The following is a 20,503-nucleotide window of genomic DNA, read 5'->3' as shown; positions in this document are numbered from 1 at the left end:
GCACCGAACATGTCCGAGCGGATGACCGAGATCGCCGACAGCACGAAGATCCAGAGGATGGCGAGGTAGGCGATCCGGATCAGGAACAGGGTCAGCTCAGACATCGGCATCCCCCAGGCCGTCGTCCACGTCCTCGCCCATCCGGACCGTCATGGTGGTGTTGCCGACCCGGACCACGCTGCCGTCGCGGACTCCGGCCCGGGTGACCTTGTGGCCGTCGATGAGGATCCCGTTGGTCGACCCGAGGTCCTTGGCCTCGATGCGCAGGTCGCGGGCGCCGGAGGCCGTCGTGACGCTGTGGACCTCGAACTCGACGTGCCGGCGGCTGACGCCGGGGTCGTTGATCCGGACGTCGGCCTCGGTGCCCCGGCCGACCACCAGGCCGGGCGGCGTGAGCGGGTGCTTGGTGTTGTTGATCTCGAGCACGGCCCGCGCGCGGCGTACCTGGGTGTGCGTGGCGTTGCTCTGCACCCGGGCCTGGGCCCGGCTGCGGATCCGGAACCGCCCGGTCACCAGGTCCTCGGCCGGCTCGAACTCGATCGCGATCGGACCGGGGAACACGTAGCCCTGGGCGTCGGCGTGGTCCTGCACCTGGTGGGTCAGCTCGTCGGCCAGCGCGGTGTCGTACGGCGCCAGCCGCTCGAGGTCGCTGGTGCTGAGCTCGACGTGGAAGTCGTTGGGCACCATCCGGCGCTCGCGGGACAGGATCTGCGCGTTGTTGTCGCACTCGCGCTGGAGGGCGGCGGCGATCTCGACGGGCTGGACCGCCGAGCGGAAGGCACGGGCGAACGCGCCGGAGATCATGCTCTCGAGCCGCTGCTCGAATCGTTGGAGTCCGCCCACGTCGCCTCCTTCCCCGGGTCGGTGGTGGTGATGGCAGGCCTGAGCGCCGCACGGTGGCGGGAACGTCCCGACTGTATCGGGGCGGGCCCGTCCAACCCTGTACCCGTGGCCGCAGGCATGACGCAGACCACGGCGATCGGGGGTTCGGCCGTCTTTTGTTGCCCGTCCGGGCCCTGGGCTAACCTTGCCTGGCTTCACGCGCGAGTGGCGGAATAGGCAGACGCGCACGGTTCAGGTCCGTGTGTCCGAAAGGACGTGGGGGTTCAACTCCCCCCTCGCGCACGTGAGCGACAGGCCCCGGGTCCTCGGATCCGGGGCCTCGTCCTTTTCGGAGCGCATCGACGTGCGCCGGTCAGCGACTTGACGTACGAAGCGCTCTTCGTGAATACTGGAACGCACGAGGGGAGTACCCCACCCACGGTGACTTCGTCAGTTCGGTTGGACGGTTCCAACCCGGAGCACCGGCCGCAGCTCGTCGCGGCGGGGGAGACCTCCAATGGAGCCCGTGCGCGGGCCGGTTGGAGGTTCCGACGATGGATGTCCCCCTGTGGGCCTGGGCCGCGGTCCTGGCCGTCATTCTCGCGATGCTCGCGATCGACCTGTTCGCCCATCGCACCGCCCACGTGGTCGGTGTCCGGGAGGCGGCGGCCTGGTCCGCGGTGTGGGTCGCGCTCGGCCTCGGTTTCGGCGGCGTCGTCTGGTGGGCGTACGGCGCCCAGGCCGGCGGCGAGTACTACGCCGGCTATTTGATCGAGAAGTCGCTGGCCGTCGACAACGTCTTCGTCTTCGCGCTGATCTTCACCTACTTCGCGGTGCCGCGGGAGTACCAGCACCGGGTGCTGTTCTACGGCGTGCTCGGTGCCCTGGTGTTCCGGGCGATCTTCATCGCCGGCGGCTCGGTGCTGATCAGCAGCTTCGCCTGGATCCTCTACATCTTCGGCGCGTTCCTGGTCTACACGGGCTGGAAGATGTTCACCCATCGCAACGACGAGATGGACCTGTCCCGCAACAAGGTCCTGGCCTGGGCCAGGAGACGCGTCCCCTCCACCGAGGAGTACCACGGCCAGAAGTTCTGGGTGAGGAAGGCCGGCACGTGGGTCGCCACACCGTTGTTCTTCGTCCTGGTCATGGTCGAGACGACCGACATCATCTTCGCCGTCGACTCCATTCCCGCGATCTTCGCGGTGACCCAGGAGCCGTTCCTGGTCTTCACCAGCAACGCCTTCGCGATCCTCGGGCTGCGAGCCATGTACTTCCTGCTCGCCGACCTGATCGACCGGTTCATCTACCTCAAGGCGGGCCTGGCCGCGATCCTGGTCTTCGTCGGCGTCAAGATGCTGCTGCTCGACGTCTACAAGGTCCCGATCTGGCTCTCCCTGAGCGCGATCGCGCTCGCCCTGGCGGTCTCGGTCGGCCTCAGCCTGTACCGCACCCGGGGCCGCCCCTCCGTCTCCGAGCCGGCTGACCAGCCGGAGGCGGACACCGAGGACGGCCTGGAGCCGACGACGGCGGGTCGCCGATGACCGCCGCACCGACGCGCACCGCGATCAGCGCTGTCGACCCGCGGTCCGTGGCGCACCTGACGGTCTCCCGCGGGTACCCGTGCATCTCGGTGCTGCTGCCCACCACACCGTCCCGGCGGATGCTCGACGCGGACGCGGGTCTCCTCAGCAGACTGCTGCACCAGGTCAAGCAGCAGCTGGAGGACAGTCAGGTGACCAGTCGCGACAAGCTCCTGAGTGAGCTCGAGGGCCTGGCGCTCGTGGCGAGGGAGTCCCGCACCGACAGCGGCCTCGGCCTCTTCGTCAACCTCAGCCTGACGAGAGCCTGGACCCTGCCGGTGCCGGTCAACGCGAAGGCCGTCGTCGAGTCGACGTTCGCCACCCGTGACCTGCTGCGGGCGCTGCACCGCACACCACCGCACCTGGTCCTCCGCCTGGACGGGTTCGGCGCCCGGGCTTTCTGGGTGTCCGACCGGGTCACGGTGCTCGATGCCGTGGAGCGGATCCCGAGGAGCGGCGGCGGTTCGGGCGTGGCCGCCAGGCGGGAGGCGGTGGCCGAGGAGCGGCGCGACTTCGTGGCCCGCGTCGATGCCCGGCTGACGCGGTTGAGGTCGGAGCATACGGCCCCGCTGGTCCTCGCCGGTGACCTCGACCTCGTGACCGAGCTGAAGGGGCGTGCCCGGTCGTTGCAGCGGCTCGCCGGCGAGGTCGTCGGGGCTGAGGCCGCCGAGCCGGCGACCCTCTTCCCCGCCGCCGCACTGCGCCTCGAGGACTACCTGCACCGGCGCGGGCAGCAGACCCTCGACGCCCTCCGCGAGGCGGCAGCCGACACGCCCGGACGAGTGATCGCCGGACTCGACGACTGCGAGGCCGCCATCGCCGGCTACACGCCAGGAACCCTGGTCGTCGAGCACGGCTACGTCCACCCGCGCGCGGAGACCGGAACCGCCCCGGCGTCCCACGACCTCATCGACGACCTCCTCGAGCTGGCACTCGAGAACGGCAACCTGATCGCGTTCGTCGAGGACGGGCAGCTGCACGAGTTCGGCGGCATCGCGGTCCTGAGGCCCTGACCCCGGCAGGCGATCGGCGCGCTCGACCGGAGACAGTGAACTCGAACTCACGTAGTCTTCTTCGTATGACGCGGGACGGCTGGACGTTCCTGTCCAACCACGGGCACGTGCTCGTGTGCCTGGCCAAGAACCCCGGCTTCCGGACGCGAGACGTCGCCGAGGCCGTCGGGATCACCGAACGGGCCGTCCAGCAGATCGTGAGCGACCTGGTGGAACACGGCTACCTGATCAAGGAGAAGGTCGGCCGACGGAACCGGTACGCCGTGGTCCGGCGGGCGCACTTCCGGCACCACCTCGAGGCGGACGTGACCCTCGGGGAGTTCTTGGACCTCGTGTCGGACGGGCGGTAGCCGTCGGTGTTCACCACAGGCGCAAGAACGCGGAGCATCTCGACCAGGGAATGGCCGGGCGGCCCCCAGGCTTGCTAGCCGTATGCGCGCCGTCGTCTTCTCCGAGCCCGGTCCCTCCTCCGTCCTGAGGCTGGTCGAGCGCGACCTCCCCGAGCCGGGGCCGGGCGAGGTCAGGGTGCGCCTGGTCCGGGCCGGCGTCAACCCGACCGACTGGAAACGTCGCCAGGGCCCGCTGGTCCACGCCGAGGTCACGCCCGGTCAGGACGGCGCCGGCGTGGTGGACGCGCTCGGGCCCGGGGTCGAGGGCCTGGCCGTCGGTGACCGCGTGTGGCTGGTGCTGGCCCAGAACGACCGGGCGTACGGCACCGCGGCCGACTACACGGTGCAGACGTCCTCGCAGGTCATCCCACTGCCGGACGACGCGTCGTACGACCTCGGCGCGTCGCTGGGTGTGCCCGCCGTCACCGCGCACCGGGCGCTGACCTCTGCCGAGCTCGGGCCGTCCAGGCTCGGCCCCGGCTCGATGTCCGGGATGACGGTCCTGGTGGCGGGTGGCGCGGGCGCGGTCGGCAACGCGGCGATCCAGCTGGCCCGCTGGTCGGGCGCCACGGTGGTGGCGACCGTGAGCAGCCAGGAGAAGGCGTCGCTCGCGGCGGCCGCCGGCGCCCATCACGTCGTGAACTACCGGGCCGGCGAGCCAGAAGCGGCGATCCGGGAGGTGTCACCGGACGGAGTCGACCTCGTCGTCGAGGTCGCTCCGGCCGAGAACATCGGCCTCGACGTCGCCGTCACCAAGGTGCACGGCACGGTCGCGATCTACGCCAACAACGGTGGCGACGAGATGACGGTCCAGCTCCGGTCGGTCTTCTCGAAGAACCTGCGCTTCCAGTTCCTGATCCTCTACACCCTCGACGCCGCACTGCTGCGTGCGGCGACCGAGGACGTCACGGCGGCGGTCGCCGCCGGCGCTCTCCGAGTGGGCGAGGCCGCCGGGATCCCCCTGCACCACTTCACCTTGGAGCAGGCGGCTGCCGCGCACGACGCGGTCGAGAGCGGCGCGGTCGGGAAGGTGCTCATCAGCCTGTCCGAGGAGTGACCGGACGGGCCTCGCCCATCCCCGCGTCGCTCGGGACTCGAGGGCCGCCCGGACGTGACGTCCTCCCCTACCCGGCTGGCAGGCGGAGCGAGATGGTGGTGGGACCGCGCAGCACCGTGCGGCAGCTCGGCAGTGCATGAGACCCCGATGGAGGTTTCGCCATGCTGATGCCACCCCGCTATCGCCCCTCGCTGGCCCTGGTCGTCGCACTGTTGGCGTTGGTCGTCGCCCTGGTCGGCACCAGCTATGCCGCGGTGGTGCTGCCCAAGGACAGCGTCGGCACCGCCCAGCTCAAGAACCGAGCGGTGACCAAGGCGAAGCTCAGCAAGAAGACGATCACCGCCCTCGCAGGCAACCCAGGCCCGGTCGGTCCCGCCGGCCCTGCGGGAAGCGACGCCAGCCTCACCGACGTCGCTGCGGGTGGCGCGCTCACCGGCCACTACCCGAGCCCGCAGCTCGCCGCGCCCGAGGCGCCGCAGCCGATCACCTTCCAGAACGGCTGGCACGACTACGGCCTCGCCTACAACCCGGCCCGGTTCTACAAGGACCCGCTCGGCATCGTGCACCTCTCCGGCGGAATGTCGGGTGGGACGCTCCGCGGGACAGCGTTCACGCTGCCCGAGGGCTACCGGCCGGTCGGCGTCGCGCTGTTCACGGTGCTGTCGACCGACGGCGCTGGCGGCTCCGGCAACATCGTCCCGGCGTGCTTCTTCGTCTTCAGGAACGGCACGGCCTACGTGCAGAACGGCGGCAGCAACGCGTTCGTGAGCCTCGAGGGCATCACGTTCCGCGCCGCCTACTGACGACGGTCGGGCTCACAGGAGATCGACAGCAACGGCAAGGCGCCGTCAGGAGAACGTGAACGCCAGGCCGATCGCGGCGACGGCGAGCCCCAGCAGGAGCCACGGTGACAACGGCTTGCGACCGTGGATCGCGAAGCCGACGCCGACGGCGATCACCGCGAAGGCGCCCGCGATCAGGTTGAGGCCCACCCGGGCCGCGACGAACTCGTCGTCGATGAACACCGCGGCGATGATCAGGCCGGCCGAGAGGTGCAGGATCGTCGTGGTGGCCAGGACCGAGGCCACGGTGCGCTGGACCCGGGTCAGCGACCGGTCGTTGACCTGCCGGACCGGGTTGGCCGGGTCCATCAGGTGCCGGGCACGCTTCGTAGGGGCTTGCTCCACGACGACCATCGTCCCAGGTTGCGACCGGGAAGCGGTGGGTGTGGGCCTGTTCCGTTGCCCACAACGGGCGCTGCCTCACCGCTCCACCCGCGGCGGGCCTTGGCACGCTCGGCCACTGTTGGGGGCATGACGCGACTCCTCGACCGTGCGCTCGACCGCTCCGTGGTGCTCGGCTACAGCAAGGTCGGTTCGGCCCTGCGCCGCCGGTGGTGGCCGGCCGACCCGGAGCCGGGGGCGCTGGCGGGCAAGCGGGTGCTGGTCACCGGGGCGACCTCCGGCATCGGCGAGGCGATGGCCCGCTCGTTCGCCGACCTCGGGGCCTCCGTGCACGTCCTGGGCCGCAACGGCGACAAGCTGGCCGAGGTCGCCCGGCAGCTGCGGCTCGACAAGCCGGCGACCGAGGTCGTCGAGGAGGTCTGTGACGTCGGCGACCTGGACGCCGTGCGCGGCTGGGCCGCCGACTTCACCGGCCGGGTGCCCGCGCTGCACGGACTCGTGCACAACGCCGGGACGATGACCGAGAAGCGCGAGGAGAGCCCGCAGGGCCACGAGCTCGGGCTGGCCGTGCACGTGCTCGGTCCGCACGTGATGAGCGAGCTGCTGCACAACCCGCTGGCCGCGGCGGGAGGCGCGAGCGTGGTCTGGATGAGCAGCGGCGGCATGTACAGCGCCCGGCTCCCCGCGGACGTGGACGGCTACGAGTCCCGTGGCGTCGACAAGGGCGGCTACAACGGCGTCCGCGCCTACGCCCGCACCAAGCGGATGCAGGTGGTCATCGCCGACGCCTGGGCGCGGCGGCTGGCCGCTCAGGACGTGCGGGTCGAGTCCATGCACCCGGGCTGGGTGGGGACGCCCGGAGTGGCGACGCACCTGCCGACGTTCAACATGATCACCAAGCCGGTGCTGCGCGACTCCGAGGACGGCGCCGACACCGCGGTGTGGCTGGTCGCCACACGCCCCTCCTCTGAGCCGCCGCACTTCTGGCACGACCGGGCGCAGCGCCCGGTGACCATGGGACGGCGCGGCGGGCCGGACCCCGTGGACGTCCGCCGCTTCCTCCTGTGGGTCAGCGAGACGACCAGCACCCCCGCGACCTGGTGACACACTGGCGGCCGTGACCGACGCGGGGCCCGACCTGCCCGGGCAGGGCGCGCAGGAGACGCTCGCCGAGCCGCTGCGCACGCGGTGGAGCCCCAGTGTCTTCGACGACTCGCACGTGCTCGACCGCGACCAGGTCGTGCGGCTGCTCACCGCGGCCCGCTGGGCACCCAGCTGCGGCAACGCGCAGCCGGCGCACCTCGTGGTCGCCGAACGCGGCAGCCCGAGCCACGAGGTGCTGGTCCGGCACCTCTCCCGCGGCAACGCGCGCTGGGTGCCGCGGGCGTCCCTCGTGCTGGTGGTGGGCGCGCAGCACGCACCCGACGAGCGGGGCGAGGGCGGCTACAAGCCGCGGTACGCCGACTACGACACCGGCCAGGCGGCCGCGCACGTCACGCTCCAGGCCCGGGCGATGGGGCTCGAGGCGCACCAGTTCGCCGGCTTCGACCAGGAGGCCGTCGCCGCCGAGCTCGGCGTCCCGGCGTACGTCCGGCTGCTGGCCGGCATCGCCGTCGGCGTCCGGGGCGACCCGGCCGACGTCCCCGACCGGGACGCCGAGCGGGACGAGCGGGTCCGCCGCCGGGTGCCGCTGTCGGCACGGGCGCACGGCGACCGCTGGGGAACGCCGTGGCAGGGGCTCGAGCCGTGAGCGGGGCGCGCCGCTGGCTCAGCATCGTGCTCATCGGCTTCGTCGCGTTCGTCGTCAACTTCCCGATGGCGCACAGCACCTACCTGCGGTGGCAGGTGGACCGGTCCGGCGTTGACGTGGCCGCCGAGGTCACCGACACCCGGGAGGTGGGCGACGACCTGCTCGTCGAGTTCACGGTGCCGGGAGACGGGCGTCGCGAGCCGTTCGAGAACGCGGTCGCCGAGGTCGACGCCGCGACGTACGCCGAGGCGCGCGAGACCGGGCAGCTCGCCGTCCGCGTCCTGCCGGACGACGGCGGCGCGTTCACCGTCGAGGGCCAGGTCACCAGCAGGCTCGGGCTGGTCATCACCCTGCTGGCCGACCTCTTCCTGGTCGCGATGGTCGTGCTGATGGTGCGCTTCCGGGCCGTCATGCGGGTCGAGCTGGTGCTGCGCGCCACGGAGGACCTGGAGCGCTGCCCGCCGGGGTCCCGGCTCGACCGGATCTCGGGGATGCGCTACGTCGTCAGCGGCGAGGTCGCCGAGCTGGGGGACGACGAGGTCGTGCTGGACCTCGGTGACCGGCGGGTGCGGGTCCTGCTCGACGGCTACGCCAACCCGGCGGGCTACCAGCAGCCGGTCCGCGCGACCGGCTACATGGTCGCCTGACCCATCCGGTCAGGGCCTGACTGCGAAGATCGTCATGTGACCACCCTGGGGGACTTCACCGCGCGCTCGCTCGACGGCCACGACGTCGACCTGTCCGCCTACGACGACAAGGTCGTGCTGATCGTCAACACCGCCTCCCAGTGTGGGTTCACCCCGCAGTACAAGGGGCTGCAGGAGCTCCACGACACCTTCGCCCCTCAGGGGTTCGACGTCCTCGGCTTCCCGTGCGACCAGTTCGGCAACCAGGAGTTCAGCGAGGACGCGGAGATCGCGGGCTTCTGCGAGAAGAACTTCGGGGTCACGTTCCCGATGTTCTCCAAGGTCGACGTCAACGGGGCCCAGGCCCACCCGGTCTTCCAGTGGCTGCGGAAACAGAAGGGCGGACTGCTGGGCGACAAGATCCGCTGGAACTTCACCAAGTTCCTGGTGGGCAGGGACGGCACCGTCATCGGCCGCTACGCGCCCACCACCCCCCCGTCGAAGATCACAGGCGACATCGAGAAGGCCCTGGCCTCCTAGGGGTACCGCCTCGCCCGTGACCGTCTTCCACGCCAGCACCCACGCCGAGGCCGTCGTCCTCGCGCCCCAGCAGGACATCTGGGACGTGCTCGTCGACCCCGACCTGATCGCCCGGTTCACGCCGTTCGTGAAGCGGATCACCGCGGACGGCGAGCACTGGCGCTGGGAGATGGGCGGGCTCGAGGTGCTCGGCAGGAGCGTGGCGCCGGCGTTCACCGAGCGGATGGTCTTCAAGGAGCCGGACCGGATCGAGTTCCACCACGACCCCCCGCAGGGTGCGAAGGAGAAGTCGTGGGTCGAGGGCTGGTACGACCTGTCGCCCGTGCCCGAGGACGAGGGAGGCGGGACCGCTCTGGTCACCGACCTCACCATCTCCCTGGACCTCCCACTGCCCGGCGTCGCCCGGTCGGCGGTGAAGGCCACGATGGGCAAGGTCATCGACACCATGGGCGACCGCTTCTCCGCCAACCTCCTCGTGCACCTGGGAACCACGCAGCGGTAGTCCGGCGGTAGATGCGGGGGAGCGCGCGTGCGAAGGTGAAGACGTGTCCGTCACCCCCTCGTCGTACTCCATCACCATGCGCCTGCACACGCTGCCCGACCATGGGGTCGTCGGGCAGGTGGCCACCGCGATCGCGACCGCGGGCGGCGTGGTCACCGCCATCGACGTCGCCGAGTCGACCCGCGAGCGCCTCGTCGTCGACGTCACCTGCTCGGCCAGCGACGCCGAGCACGCCGCGCAGCTCGAGACCGCCGTCGACGCCGTCGCGGGTGTCGAGGTCTACAAGGTCAGCGACCGGACCTTCCTGCTGCACATCGGCGGCAAGATCGAGGTCAGCTCGAAGGTCCCGCTGAAGAACCGCGACGACCTCTCCATGGCCTACACCCCGGGCGTCGGCCGGGTGAGCATGGCGCTGGCCAAGAACCCCGACGACGTCCGCCGCCTCACCATCAAGGGCAACTCCGTGGCGGTCGTGACCGACGGCTCGGCGGTGCTGGGTCTCGGCAACATCGGGCCGGGCGCCGCGCTGCCCGTCATGGAGGGCAAGGCCGCGCTCTTCAAGCGGTTCGCCGACATCGACGCCTGGCCGATCTGCCTGGCCAGCCAGGACACCGACGAGATCGTGAAGGCCGTCGAGATGATCGCCCCGGGGTTCGGAGGCATCAACCTCGAGGACATCGCGGCGCCACGCTGCTTCGAGATCGAACGGCGGCTGCGCGAGAGCCTGGACATCCCGGTCTTCCACGACGACCAGCACGGCACGGCGATCGTCGTCCTCGCCGCGCTGACCAACGCGCTGCGCGTGGTGAAGAAGGACATCGCCGAGGTGCGCATCGTCGTCTCCGGCGGTGGTGCCGCCGGCACCGCCATCGTGACGCTGCTGCTGGCGGCAGGCGTCACCGACGTGGTCGTCTGCGACCGGGCTGGTGCGATCTGCGCCGGCGACGAGACCCTCTCGAGCGCGCACCGGCAGCTGGCCGAGGTGACCAACCCGCGGCAGGTGCGCGGGGACCTGCACACCGCGCTGCGCGGGGCTGACGTCTTCATCGGCGTCAGCGCGCCCGGCGTGCTCGACGCTGAGTGGATCAGGGACATGGCCGACCGGGCGGTGGTGTTCGCGCTCGCCAACCCCGACCCCGAGGTCGACCCGGTGGAGGCGGAGAGGTACGCCGCCGTCGTCGCCAGCGGCCGCTCCGACTACCCCAACCAGATCAACAACGTGCTGGCGTTCCCCGGGGTCTTCCGCGGGCTGCTCGACGCCCGCGCCCGCGACGTCACCATCGACATGCTGCTGCGGGCCGCGGACGCGATCGCGCACGTGGTGCGGGACGAGGAGCTCAACCCGAGCTTCATCATCCCGACCGTCTTCCACCCCGACGTGCCCAAGGCCGTGGCGGCGGCCGTGCGCGGGCCCGCCTAGACCTGGTTCGTCGACACCCGGCGCGGCCACCAGAACCGGTCTCCGAGCAGCAGCGCCAGTGCCGGGACCAGCACGGTCCGGACCAGCAGCGTGTCGAGCAGGACCCCGATGCAGATGACCGTGCCGAGCTGGGCGAGCACCACGAGGGGCAGCACCCCGAGCACGAGGAACACCGCGGCGAGGACGATGCCGGCGCTGGTGATGACCCCGCCGGTCGCGGTCAGCGCGCGCAGCATCCCGCGCCGGGACCCGTGCTCGGCGGACTCCTGCGCTGCCCGGGTGACCAGGAAGATGTTGTAGTCGACACCGAGCGCGACGAGGAACAGGAACGACAGCAGCGGGACGGACGAGTCCAGCGACTCGAAGCCCAGCGGGCCCGTGAACACCCACCAGGACACCCCCAGGCTGGCGGCGTACGTCGCCAGCACGGTGGCCACGAGCAGGATCGGCGCGACCACCGCGCGCAGGAGCAGCAGCAGCGCACCGAGCACCAGGGCGAGGATCAGCGGCAGGATCAGCTTCCGGTCGCGCGCCGCCCCGGCTGCCTCGTCGACCGACTCCGCCTCGGTGCCGGTCACGTGGGTGTCGTCGTACGACGCCAGCGCTGCGCGCAGGTCCTCGATCGCCGAGCGTGCCCCCGCCGAGCCGGGGTCGCCCTCCAGCACCGCCTCGATCACCGCGATGCCGTCGGCCTGGTCGGCGAGCGTCGCCCGGTCTACGCCGGAGGTCCCCTCCACGGCGGCGAGGACCTGGTCGGGGTCGGCCCGGGTGACGACCCGGGCCGGGTCGGTGAGACCGGCGGGGAACGACTCGCCGAGCCGCGTGGCGGCGGCGATGGCCTCCGGTTCGTCGAGGAACTGGTCGTCCTGGTCGAGACCGAGGTCCAGCCGGAGGACGCCCACCGACATCACCGCGAGCACGACGACGGCCCCCGCGACGAACTGCGCGGGTCGGAGGGCGACCAGGGCACCCACCCGCCCCCAGAAGGAGCCGCTGTCGGCGAGCTCCGGCTCACCGGTGTGCGGCACCCGGGGCCAGAACACCCAGCGGCCGAACAGCACGAGCGCAGCGGGGAGCACAACGAGCGCGAACGCGGCGGCGATCACGATGCCCACGGCGCACGCGACCCCGAGGCCGCGCGTCGTGGGCACCAGCGAGAGGGTGAGGGTCAGCACGCCGAGGACGACGGTGGTGGCGCTGGCCAGGATGGCCTCGGCGGTCCGACGCAGCGCGACCGCCATCGCGTCGTAGCGCGACTCGTGGGTCCGCAGCTCGTCGCGGTAGCGGGAGATCAGGAGCAGCGCGTAGTCGGTGCCGGCGCCGAAGACCAGCACCGAGAGGATGCCGATGGTGGAGTCGTCCCAGGCGACGTCGAGCAGGGCCATCACCTGGGTCGCCGAGACCGCGGCGAGCCGGTCGGCGATGCCCACGACGACCAACGGGACCAGCCACAGCACGGGGCTGCGGTAGGTGAGGATCAGCAGGATCGCCACGATGCCCGCGGTCGCGGCGAGCAGGCGGGTGTTGGCGCCGTCGAAGACGGCGCACAGGTCGGCGGTCACGCCCGCCGGGCCGGTGACCTGGGTCCGGACTCCGTCGGGCGCGGCGGCGGCGAGCTCGTCGCGGAGCTCGGTCACGGCGTCGGCGACCTCCTGGGAGTCGGTCGCGGCCACCGGGACCACCGCGATCGCCGCGGTGCCGTCCTCGGAGAGCGTGACGGCGCCCTCCTCCCCGCGCTCGACCGCGCCCAGGTCGGTGGCGACCTGCCCGAGAGCCTCGACGCCCGCCTCGTCGATGGTGCCGTCGTCGACGGTCCACAGGACCACCGCGGTGGTGCCCTGCTCGTCCGGGAGCCGGTCCCGCAGCTCGGCGCCCTCGGTGCTGTCCAGCCCCGCGGGGAGGGTGTCGGTGGCCGAAGCCTGTCGCTCGGCCTCGCCGGCCAGCACGATGAAGGCCATCGCCAGCAGCATCGGCAGCAACGCCACCAGCCAGGCGGTGCGTCGGCTCGTGATCATCTCGGTTCCTGTCATAATAGTTAGACAGATTAGTCATTAAGTTGGTGAAACAAAATGGACGATCTCCGGCCGAGCTGGAGCGAGACCGAGAGCCTGGTGGCCCTGCGGTCCGCCATGTCGGCCGCGCAGCGCGTCTCCCCCGTCGTCGCCCGGCGGGCGGGCCTCAGCCATTCCGAGCTGCTGGCCCTCGACCACCTCAGCCGCGGCCCCCTCGGCCCGGGCGAGCTGGCCCGGCTGCTCGAGCTCACGACCGCGGCGGCCACCGGGGTCGTCGACCGGCTGGTCTCGCACGGCCATGCGGACCGGGTACCCCGCGCCGATGACCGTCGGCGTACCGAGGTGCGGCTGACCGAGTCCGGGCGTGCCGAGGTGGTGCAGCTGCTGCTGCCGATGTTCGCGGCCCTCCAGTCGCTCGACGAGACGTTCGACGACGACGAGCGGGCGGTCGTGGCCCGCTACCTGCGCGGCGCCGAGGCCGCCTTCGAGGCGGTGGCCGGACCGGTGCCGCTGCGTCAGCCGGAGGAGCCCTCGGAGAGCGAGGCGTAGAGCGCGGCTCCGACGATCCCCGCCTTGTTGAGCAGGCGTGCCGGGACGATCTCTGTGTCGAGGCCGAGCAGCGGCAGGAACTCGTCGGCCTGCTTGCTGATGCCGCCCCCGACGACGAAGAGCTCCGGCGAGAACAGCATCTCCAGGTGCCGGTAGTAGGTCCGCAGCCGTCCGGCCCACTCCTCCATCGACAGTCCCTCGCGCTCCCGGGCGCTGTTGGCGGCCCGCGACTCGGCGTCGTGTCCCTCGATCTCCAGGTGCCCGAGCTCGGAGTTGGGCACCAGGACGCCGTCGTGCACGAGGGCCGAGCCGATGCCCGTGCCGAGCGTGGTCACGATGACCAGACCCCGGCGGCCGCGCGCGGCGCCGTACCTGACCTCCGCCAGCCCGGCGGCGTCGGCGTCGTTGACGATGTGCACGTCGCGGCCGGTGGCGTCGGTGAACAGTGCGTCGGCGTCGGTGCCGACCCAGCTGTCGTCGATGTTGGCCGCCGAGCTCACCACCCCGTGCCGGACGACGGCCGGCACGGTGATGCCCACGGCGGCCGAGGAGTGGGGGAATCGCGAGAGCAGGTCGACGAGCACGGCCGCGACGGCGTCCGGAGTCGCCGGCTGCGGGGTCGCGACCCGTTGGCGCTCCATCGCGAACTCGCCCGCGGCCAGGTCCACGGGCGCGCCCTTGATGCCTGAGCCACCGAAGTCGATGCCGAAGGGCAGGTCCATGTCCGCACGGTAACTTCCGCACGTGTTCGTTGCCTTCGACCGGCGGGTCCGTGTCCACCTGGGTGTCGTCGCGCTCGGGGCCCACGCCCGGCTGCGGGACTGTCTCGAGGCCCTCGTCGCCCACGAGTCAGCGCACGACTTCGCCGTGAGCTGCCTGGTCAACCCGGTGACGCCGGACGACGCCCCGCTGGACGTGCCGCTGCCGGCCGGCGTGCACGTCGAGCGACCGGGCTCCAACCTCGGCTGGCCCGGCGGGCTGCAGCGGCTGCGAGGGCTCTGGGACGGTGAGCTCTTCGTCTGGGTCCAGGACGACATGGTTCCCGTGGCGGGGTGGCTGGACGCCCTGGTCGCTGCGGCCGACGCCCACCCCCGGGTCGGCTGCTTCGGCGCCCTCAGGGTCGACGAGGAGGACCGGGTGCTGCTCCACAACGGCGGCCGGGCGGAGCCACCGGACCGGGTGCGGCCCTGGAACGACACCGACACCACCGCGGAGCAGCGACCGACCGAGGTCACGACGCTCGACTGGGTGACCAGCAAGGGGTGCCTCACCCGGGCCGCCGCCTTCGACGACGTCAGCGGCCCGGACCCGAGGCTGTGGCCGCTCAACCACGTGGACAAGGACTACTGCACCCACCTGCGGGCGCACGGCTGGGACGTGGCGCTGGTCCCGCAGGCGAGGCTGCTGCACCTCGGCAGCCAGAGCGCGCCGTCCTCGTTCCGTGGCTTCCTCAACGAGTGGCGGGACGGGTGGTTCGACGCCAGGTGGGGCGCCACGGCCACGGCGCTCCACGGCCGGACCTCGGCCGAGGTCGACCACCCCTGCGCGGAATGGCGCGACCTGCGGGTCGACGCCGTCGAGGCCGCCGCCGGTCAGGGGGCCACCCGGATGCTCGTGCCGTTCGCGCGCCTCGAGTCGTCGAGCCGGAAGGCGTTCGAGGAGCACCACGAGGCGGTGGTCCAGGCGTTCGAGGCCCGGGTCGCCGACCTGGAGCAGGGCATCGAGGAGGCGGTCGGGCGGCTCCACGAGGCGACCGAGCGGCTCGAGCGCAGCCGTCGGCGGGCCCGACGGCTCCGGCGCCGGCTGCGCCAGCAGCCCCAGCCGCGTCCCGGACTGGCGGCGCGGCTGGGACAGCGGCTCGCCCGTTTGCGATGATCGGCCGGTGACCGACCCCGTGGCCATCAGCGACCTCCCTGCCCAGGACGGTGGCCTCGGCTTCCGGGACGTGGCGACCGTGACCTCCGACGGGATCCCCGTGGGTCCCACCATCGCCGGGGTGGTGATGCACCGGCCCGTCCACCACCACGACCACCGCGGCACCTTGTTCGAGATCGCCAACGGCGACCCGCTGCAGTGGAGCGAGCCGATCGTCTGGTGCTACCAGACCTCGGTCCGCCCGAGACAGATCAAGGGCTGGGCCCGGCACGAGGTCAAGGTCGACCGCTACTGCCTCACCAGCGGGGAGCTGATGGTGCTCCTGCACGACGACCGCGACGGCTCGCCGACGCGCGGCGTGACGATGCGGGTGATGCTCGCCCCGGACGCCGACCGACAGGTCGTGATCCCGGTCGGGGTCTGGCACATGATCATCAACCTGCGCGACGAGGACGCCCAGCTCATCAACTTCCCCACCGAGCCGTACCACCACGACCGGCCGGACCGGATCCTGCTGCCCTGGGACACCGACGAGCTGCCGGTCGACGTCAGGTCCTACCTCCCCAAGTTCTGACCCAGGCGCCGAGCGATAACCGGTCGCTCCGCCGGCCCCGCGGGTGACACGCTCGCCGGGTGCCCACCCACCTGACGCCCGAGGAGCACCTCGCCGGCCTGCGCGACGCCGTGGTCGCCTTCGTCCGGTACGTCGACCGGGCCGGGCCGGCCGCTGCGGTGCCGACCTGCCCGGACTGGACCGTGCTCGACCTGGTCGCCCACCAGGGCATGGTGCACCGCTGGGCGGCCGCCCTGGTGCGCGGCGAGCGGCCGGACGACGAGGCCGTGGCGGCGTTCGAGGCGCAAGGCCGGGCCGGCCCAGACCTGGTCGGGTGGCTGCGCGACGGCGCGCTCGAGGTGACCCGCGCGGTCGCCGAGGCTCCGGAGGACCGGGCCGCCCCGGTGTTCCTCCACGACGCGCCGGCCCCGCGGCGGTTCTGGGCCCGGCGCCAGTGCCACGAGACGACGATCCACGCCGTCGACGCGCTCTCGGCCTCGCTGGGGCGGCCCCCGCGCGCCGACGAGACCTGGGTCGACCCGGCCCTCGCGCTCGACGGCATCGACGAGCTGCTCGGCGGGTTCCTGACCCGGCCGCGGTCGCGGCTGCGCTGCGAGGAGGACGCCCTGCTGGTCGTCGTACCGGAGGGGGCGACCGACTGGTGGGAGGTCGCCCTCGGTCCGCGGCCGGCCGTGGTGACCAGGCACCGGACGCCGTACGACGGCGCGGCCGATCCGGACTGGGAGGTGACCGGGTCCGCGGTCGAGCTCTACCTGCGGCTGTGGAACCGAACCGACCCGGCCGATCCCGTCGACGAGGACTGGCGCCACCTGACGGCCGTGCGCTGGTCGTGACCGATCCCGTGACCCGATCCAGCGACCGATGAGATGACCGATGAGTTGACCGGCCGGAGCCGGTCGGAGGAGCTGTGCGGATGAGCAACGGCAAGATGATCGAGGCCCGAGGCCTCACCCAGACGTTCCACACCGGGAGGGGCAAGAAGCAGACCGCCGTGCACGCCGTCGCCGGTGTGGACCTCGACGTCGCCGAGGGCGAGGTGGTGGGCTTCCTGGGCCCCAACGGCGCCGGCAAGACCACCACCCTGCGGATGTTGGTGACGCTGCTCCGGCCGACCGCCGGGACCGCGACCGTCGCCGGGTACGACGTCGTCCGCGAGTCGGTGCAGGTCCGGCGGAGCATCGGCTACTGCTCGCAGGTCGGCTCCACCTTCTCCGGGGCGTACGCCGGTGACGAGGTCGTCGACCACGGGATGCTCTACGGGATGTCCCGCACGGAGGCGGTGGCCAAGGGGCACGAGCTGTTCGACCGGCTCCAGCTCGACGGGCTGTGGCGGCGGATGCCCAAGAACATGTCCGGCGGCCAGAAGCGCCGGCTCGACATCGCGATGGGCCTGATCCACTCGCCGTCGCTGGTGTTCCTCGACGAGCCCACGACCGGCCTGGACCCGCAGGCCCGGGCCAACCTGTGGGAGCACATCCGCGACCTGCGCGCCCAGCAGGGGATGACCGTCTTCCTCACCACGCACTACCTCGACGAGGCCGACGCGCTGGCCGACCGGATCCTGATCATCGACAAGGGCACCATCGTGGCCAGCGACACCGCCGACAACCTCAAGGCCAACGTCTCCGGCGACCTGGTCGACCTCGAGGTCGCCGGGGACGAGCAGGTGGCGGTCGCCCGCGACAAGCTCGCCAGCATCTCGGACTCGGTCGAGGTCGAGGGACACCACGTCCGCGGCCGGGTGGCCCGGGCCGGCAAGGCCGTGCCCGGACTCCTCCGCGACCTGGACGCCGCCGGTGTGGCGCTGGACTCGATCGAGGTGATCCGGCCCTCCCTCGACGACGTCTTCCTCACCCTGACCGGCCGGTCGCTGCGGGACGCCGACGAGACGGCCACCCCGCCCGAGGCCGAGCCCGGCCAGCCGGCGTACGACACCACCCCGACGGCCTGAGAGGCGTCAAGTGCCTCACATCAGGTGTCAGCGTGCGCTTCGCGCACACATAGCACGCACCTGGTGCGTTGCCGTCGCTCGATGATGAGCCAACAGCGTCGTCGCTCCGGCGCCTTCCGATGCACACGCTCTGAGCACGCCAAGTGCTCACTGACACCTGATGCGAGGCACTCATGACCTTCCTCCGCGAGACGTCCGTCGTCTTCCGCCGCCAGATCCGGATGAACCTGCGCAACCCGGCGTGGGTCCTCATCGGGGTCATGCAGCCGGTGCTCTACCTGGTGCTGTTCGGGCCGCTGCTCGAGCCGCTGGTCGACCAGTTCGGCACCGGGACGGACAACGCGTACACGTTCCTGGTGCCCGGCCTGCTGGTGCAGCTCGGGATGTTCGGGGCGTTCTTCGCCGGGTTCAGCCTGATCGGCGAGTGGCGCGAGGGCGTCATCGAGGCGGAGCGGGTGACGCCGGCCAACCGGTCCGCCCTCCTCGTCGGGCGGCTGGCCCGCGACCTGCTGCAGCTGCTGGTGCAGGCCCTGATCCTGGTCGGCCTCGGCTACGTGATGGGCCTGCGCGGCTCGGTCGGCGGTGTCGTCCTGGGCATCGCGATCACGCTGCTCGTCGGCGGGGCCTGCGCGGCCGCGTCCAACGCCCTGGCGCTGACCACCAAGAGCGAGGACGTGATGGCCCCGGTCATCAACGTCGTGATGATGCCCGTCCTGCTGCTCAGCGGGATCCTGCTGCCGATGACGATCGGCGCCGACTGGCTGAAGCGGATCAGCGACTTCATGCCGTTCCGCTACATCGTCGACGCGGTCCGGGACGTCTTCGCCGGCGACTTCGGCGGTGGCTCGGTCGTGTGGGGCACCGGCTGGGCGGTCGTCCTGTTCGCGCTGGCCATGTGGTGGGGCACCTCGGTCTTCCGCAAGGAGAACGCCTGACCTCGAGGTCACGATTGGGCAACTGGGGGAACGCGGTCCCGCGGAGCCGCGTCCCAGCGCCGTGACCCGCCTCCTCCGGACGACCAGCCTGACCACCCTCGCGCTCACGGGCGCACTCGTCCTCGGCGGCTGCTCGCCGGACTACAAGGACGAGCAACCCGGGCCGGTCGTCGACCGCGGTATCGACGCCAGGGAGTATGTCGAGGACTACGAGCAGGCCGAGTTCGAGGACCAGTCCGGCAGCGACTCCACCCAGTACAGCGCCTCAGCACCGACGGCAGGCGAGGGAGAGAGCGCCGAGCCCGGCCTTCTCGACGACAACGTCTTCGTGGACCACGGCGCCAGCGGCTTCGTCGACGCCGACGAGGACGCCAGGTCGACCTTCGCGCTCGACGTCGACACGGGCTCGTACTCCGTCGCCCGCACCCTGCTCGACCAGGGCCGTCGCCCGCCGCCGGCCTCCATCCGCGTCGAGGAGTGGGTCAACGCGTTCGGCTACGGCGACGAGGCGCCCACCGACGCCGACCTGGCAGTCACGGCCGAGACCGGCACTGCGCCGAGCCTGGACGACGGCACCCAGCTGGTCCGCGTCGCCGTCACCTCGCGCGAGCTGTCGCAGGCCGAGCGGCCGCGTCTCAACGTGGCTCTGGTCGTCGACCGGTCCGGCAGCATGGACATCCGTGAGCGCCTGGGTCTCGTGAAGTCCTCGCTGGCCCTCCTCGCCAACGGCCTGCGCGACGACGACGTGGTGTCGGTGGTGTCGTTCGAGGACCAGGCCCGGCCGATCCTGGAGCCGACCCCGGTCGAGGACACCGACGCCGTCCTGGACGCGATCGACGAGCTGCGGCCCGGTGGCAGCACCAACCTCGAGGCCGGCCTCCGGCTCGGCTACGAGCAGGCGCGGGAGTCCTTCATCGAGGACGGTGCCAACGTGGTCGTGCTCTGCTCGGACGGGGTGGCCAACGTCGGCCGGACCGGCCCGGGGTCGATCGTCGACAAGATCCAGGACGAGGGCGCCGACGGGATCCACCTGGTCACGGTCGGCTACGGCATGGGCAACTACAACGACCACCTGATGGAGCAGCTCGCCGACCTCGGCGACGGCTTCTACTCCTACGTCGACACCTTCGAGGAGGCCGAGAGCCTCTTCGGCACAGAGCTCGTCACGACGATGGTCCCCGTCGCGGCCGAGGCCCGGGCGCAGGTGTCCTTCGACCCGGAGCTGGTCGAGTCGTACCGGCTGGTCGGCTACGACAACCGGACGCTGGCCGACGAGGACTTCGACGACCTCTCGGTCGACGCCGGTGAGCTCGGCCCCGGTCATCGCGCCACCGCGCTCTACGAGGTGCGGCTGGCCGACGGCGTCCCGTCCGGCTCGACCATCGGCACCGCGCAGCTGGCTTGGCTCTCGGCCGGGGACGGCGAAGAGCAGCAGGCGCAGGTGGACGTCACCTCGGCGTCGGGCCACGGCTCACCGAGCGCGTCGTTCGACCTGGCGGCCACCGTGGCCGACACCGCGGAGCTCCTCAAGGGTGGCGACCCGGTGGCGGAGCGGGGGGTCGCGCTCGCCGACCTGACCGACCGCGCCGAGGCGCTGGCGCAAGCGAGAGTCCCCGGGGCCGAGGAGCTGCTCGAGCGGATCCGGGCGATCGCTCGCGGTTGACAAAAGTCGGGGGGTTGTCAACCAACTTTACATCTGGCAGGGTTCTGTCAACCCAGTT

Annotated in this window: 22 protein-coding genes, 1 tRNA gene and 1 pseudogene; 19 read left to right on the top strand and 5 right to left on the bottom strand. The window is 71.8% G+C overall.

The window, feature by feature from the left end; genetic code table 11:
• Positions 1-104: pseudogene (locus JHD21_RS00595) on the bottom strand (FHA domain-containing protein); the annotation flags it as partial.
• Positions 97-843 (bottom strand): DUF3662 and FHA domain-containing protein, encoded by a 747-nt coding sequence (locus JHD21_RS00590; RefSeq protein WP_292670804.1) that lies wholly within the window; start codon positions 841-843, stop codon positions 97-99. The pseudogene JHD21_RS00595 and the gene JHD21_RS00590, both read right to left, overlap by 8 nt.
• A gap of 198 nt (positions 844-1,041) precedes the next feature.
• On the opposite strand from JHD21_RS00590, the gene JHD21_RS00585 reads away from it, so the two are divergent.
• From JHD21_RS00585 to JHD21_RS00560, 6 genes are all read left to right on the top strand, one after another.
• Positions 1,042-1,125, top strand: a tRNA-Leu gene (locus tag JHD21_RS00585).
• Between the two features lie 251 nt (positions 1,126-1,376).
• On the top strand, positions 1,377-2,366 hold the full coding sequence (locus tag JHD21_RS00580; protein ID WP_292670802.1) for a TerC family protein: 990 nt from the start codon (positions 1,377-1,379) through the stop codon (positions 2,364-2,366).
• Positions 2,363-3,418: a hypothetical protein gene (locus tag JHD21_RS00575; protein ID WP_292670800.1), complete on the top strand. Its 1,056-nt coding sequence runs from the start codon at positions 2,363-2,365 to the stop codon at positions 3,416-3,418. The genes JHD21_RS00580 and JHD21_RS00575 overlap by 4 nt, the downstream gene beginning before the upstream one ends.
• 65 nt (positions 3,419-3,483) lie before the next feature.
• On the top strand, positions 3,484-3,768 hold the full coding sequence (locus JHD21_RS00570; RefSeq protein ID WP_292670799.1) for a winged helix-turn-helix domain-containing protein: 285 nt from the start codon (positions 3,484-3,486) through the stop codon (positions 3,766-3,768).
• A gap of 82 nt (positions 3,769-3,850) precedes the next feature.
• Positions 3,851-4,864, top strand: coding sequence for an NADPH:quinone reductase (locus JHD21_RS00565; RefSeq protein ID WP_292670798.1), 1,014 nt, complete (start codon positions 3,851-3,853; stop codon positions 4,862-4,864).
• Between the two features lie 161 nt (positions 4,865-5,025).
• Complete coding sequence (locus JHD21_RS00560; protein WP_292670796.1) at positions 5,026-5,667, top strand: hypothetical protein; 642 nt, start codon at positions 5,026-5,028, stop codon at positions 5,665-5,667.
• Between the two features lie 45 nt (positions 5,668-5,712).
• Here the strand turns inward: JHD21_RS00560 and JHD21_RS00555 are convergent, their stop codons facing one another.
• Positions 5,713-6,060, bottom strand: coding sequence for a hypothetical protein (locus JHD21_RS00555; protein WP_292670795.1), 348 nt, complete (start codon positions 6,058-6,060; stop codon positions 5,713-5,715).
• Positions 6,061-6,177: 117 nt separating this feature from the next.
• Here JHD21_RS00555 and JHD21_RS00550 point away from each other — a divergent pair, with 117 nt between their 5' ends.
• From JHD21_RS00550 to JHD21_RS00525, 6 genes are read left to right on the top strand one after another with little or no spacing between them, the layout of a single operon-like run.
• Positions 6,178-7,152, top strand: a complete 975-nt coding sequence (locus JHD21_RS00550) for an SDR family NAD(P)-dependent oxidoreductase (RefSeq protein WP_292670794.1) — start codon at positions 6,178-6,180, stop codon at positions 7,150-7,152.
• Positions 7,153-7,165: 13 nt separating this feature from the next.
• Positions 7,166-7,798: a nitroreductase family protein gene (locus JHD21_RS00545; RefSeq protein ID WP_292670792.1), complete on the top strand. Its 633-nt coding sequence runs from the start codon at positions 7,166-7,168 to the stop codon at positions 7,796-7,798.
• Positions 7,795-8,445 (top strand): hypothetical protein, encoded by a 651-nt coding sequence (locus JHD21_RS00540; RefSeq protein ID WP_292670790.1) that lies wholly within the window; start codon positions 7,795-7,797, stop codon positions 8,443-8,445. Before JHD21_RS00545 ends, JHD21_RS00540 begins: the two co-directional genes overlap by 4 nt.
• 36 nt (positions 8,446-8,481) lie before the next feature.
• Entirely contained in the window at positions 8,482-8,964 is a 483-nt protein-coding gene (locus JHD21_RS00535; RefSeq protein ID WP_292670788.1) for a glutathione peroxidase, read from the top strand.
• Between the two features lie 16 nt (positions 8,965-8,980).
• On the top strand, positions 8,981-9,466 hold the full coding sequence (locus JHD21_RS00530; RefSeq protein WP_292670787.1) for an SRPBCC family protein: 486 nt from the start codon (positions 8,981-8,983) through the stop codon (positions 9,464-9,466).
• A gap of 43 nt (positions 9,467-9,509) precedes the next feature.
• Positions 9,510-10,886, top strand: coding sequence for an NAD-dependent malic enzyme (locus JHD21_RS00525; RefSeq protein ID WP_292670785.1), 1,377 nt, complete (start codon positions 9,510-9,512; stop codon positions 10,884-10,886).
• On the opposite strand, the gene JHD21_RS00520 is transcribed toward JHD21_RS00525, so the two are convergent.
• Positions 10,883-12,901 carry an MMPL family transporter gene (locus JHD21_RS00520; RefSeq protein WP_292670783.1) on the bottom strand — a complete coding sequence of 673 codons (2,019 nt, stop codon included), beginning with the start codon at positions 12,899-12,901 and terminating at the stop codon, positions 10,883-10,885. The genes JHD21_RS00525 and JHD21_RS00520 overlap by 4 nt on opposite strands.
• 54 nt (positions 12,902-12,955) lie before the next feature.
• On the opposite strand from JHD21_RS00520, the gene JHD21_RS00515 reads away from it, so the two are divergent.
• Entirely contained in the window at positions 12,956-13,447 is a 492-nt protein-coding gene (locus JHD21_RS00515; protein WP_292670782.1) for a MarR family transcriptional regulator, read from the top strand.
• Here JHD21_RS00515 and ppgK read toward each other — a convergent pair.
• Positions 13,414-14,169, bottom strand: a complete 756-nt coding sequence (gene ppgK / locus JHD21_RS00510) for a polyphosphate--glucose phosphotransferase (RefSeq protein ID WP_292670780.1) — start codon at positions 14,167-14,169, stop codon at positions 13,414-13,416. The two genes, JHD21_RS00515 and ppgK, sit on opposite strands and share 34 nt — an antisense overlap.
• A 22-nt stretch (positions 14,170-14,191) precedes the next feature.
• Here ppgK and JHD21_RS00505 point away from each other — a divergent pair, with 22 nt between their 5' ends.
• From JHD21_RS00505 to JHD21_RS00480, 6 genes are all read left to right on the top strand, one after another.
• Positions 14,192-15,322: a glycosyltransferase gene (locus JHD21_RS00505; RefSeq protein WP_292670778.1), complete on the top strand. Its 1,131-nt coding sequence runs from the start codon at positions 14,192-14,194 to the stop codon at positions 15,320-15,322.
• A 7-nt stretch (positions 15,323-15,329) separates the two neighbouring features.
• The gene (locus JHD21_RS00500) at positions 15,330-15,896 is read left to right on the top strand and encodes a dTDP-4-dehydrorhamnose 3,5-epimerase family protein (protein ID WP_292670776.1); all 567 of its coding nucleotides are present in this window, start codon (positions 15,330-15,332) and stop codon (positions 15,894-15,896) included.
• Positions 15,897-15,955: 59 nt separating this feature from the next.
• Positions 15,956-16,729, top strand: coding sequence for a maleylpyruvate isomerase family mycothiol-dependent enzyme (locus JHD21_RS00495; protein WP_292670774.1), 774 nt, complete (start codon positions 15,956-15,958; stop codon positions 16,727-16,729).
• A gap of 95 nt (positions 16,730-16,824) precedes the next feature.
• Positions 16,825-17,847: an ATP-binding cassette domain-containing protein gene (locus JHD21_RS00490; RefSeq protein WP_292670808.1), complete on the top strand. Its 1,023-nt coding sequence runs from the start codon at positions 16,825-16,827 to the stop codon at positions 17,845-17,847.
• A 173-nt stretch (positions 17,848-18,020) separates the two neighbouring features.
• On the top strand, positions 18,021-18,782 hold the full coding sequence (locus tag JHD21_RS00485; RefSeq protein ID WP_292670772.1) for an ABC transporter permease: 762 nt from the start codon (positions 18,021-18,023) through the stop codon (positions 18,780-18,782).
• Positions 18,783-18,843: 61 nt separating this feature from the next.
• Positions 18,844-20,445 carry a von Willebrand factor type A domain-containing protein gene (locus JHD21_RS00480; RefSeq protein WP_292670770.1) on the top strand — a complete coding sequence of 534 codons (1,602 nt, stop codon included), beginning with the start codon at positions 18,844-18,846 and terminating at the stop codon, positions 20,443-20,445.
• Positions 20,446-20,503 lie beyond the last annotated feature (58 nt).

It is taken from the genome of Nocardioides sp. (assembly GCF_016462705.1).
Taxonomy (GTDB): domain Bacteria; phylum Actinomycetota; class Actinomycetes; order Propionibacteriales; family Nocardioidaceae; genus Nocardioides.
Note: the sequence above shows the minus strand (reverse complement) of the source record. Positions and strands in the feature narration are given on the sequence as shown.

Excerpts from the sequence above, each read along its gene's own strand:
- JHD21_RS00570 (WP_292670799.1), top strand. The coding sequence starts at position 3,484 with ATGACGCGGGACGGCTGGACGTTCCTGTCCAACCACGGGCACGTGCTC.
- JHD21_RS00565 (WP_292670798.1), top strand. The coding sequence starts at position 3,851 with ATGCGCGCCGTCGTCTTCTCCGAGCCCGGTCCCTCCTCCGTCCTGAGG.
- JHD21_RS00560 (WP_292670796.1), top strand. The coding sequence starts at position 5,026 with ATGCTGATGCCACCCCGCTATCGCCCCTCGCTGGCCCTGGTCGTCGCA.
- JHD21_RS00485 (WP_292670772.1), top strand. The coding sequence starts at position 18,021 with ATGACCTTCCTCCGCGAGACGTCCGTCGTCTTCCGCCGCCAGATCCGG.
- JHD21_RS00575 (WP_292670800.1), top strand. The coding sequence starts at position 2,363 with ATGACCGCCGCACCGACGCGCACCGCGATCAGCGCTGTCGACCCGCGG.
- JHD21_RS00515 (WP_292670782.1), top strand. The coding sequence starts at position 12,956 with ATGGACGATCTCCGGCCGAGCTGGAGCGAGACCGAGAGCCTGGTGGCC.
- ppgK (WP_292670780.1), bottom strand. The coding sequence starts at position 14,169 with ATGGACCTGCCCTTCGGCATCGACTTCGGTGGCTCAGGCATCAAGGGC.
- JHD21_RS00490 (WP_292670808.1), top strand. The coding sequence starts at position 16,825 with ATGATCGAGGCCCGAGGCCTCACCCAGACGTTCCACACCGGGAGGGGC.
- JHD21_RS00580 (WP_292670802.1), top strand. The coding sequence starts at position 1,377 with ATGGATGTCCCCCTGTGGGCCTGGGCCGCGGTCCTGGCCGTCATTCTC.
- JHD21_RS00550 (WP_292670794.1), top strand. The coding sequence starts at position 6,178 with ATGACGCGACTCCTCGACCGTGCGCTCGACCGCTCCGTGGTGCTCGGC.
- JHD21_RS00520 (WP_292670783.1), bottom strand. The coding sequence starts at position 12,901 with ATGATCACGAGCCGACGCACCGCCTGGCTGGTGGCGTTGCTGCCGATG.
- JHD21_RS00555 (WP_292670795.1), bottom strand. The coding sequence starts at position 6,060 with ATGGTCGTCGTGGAGCAAGCCCCTACGAAGCGTGCCCGGCACCTGATG.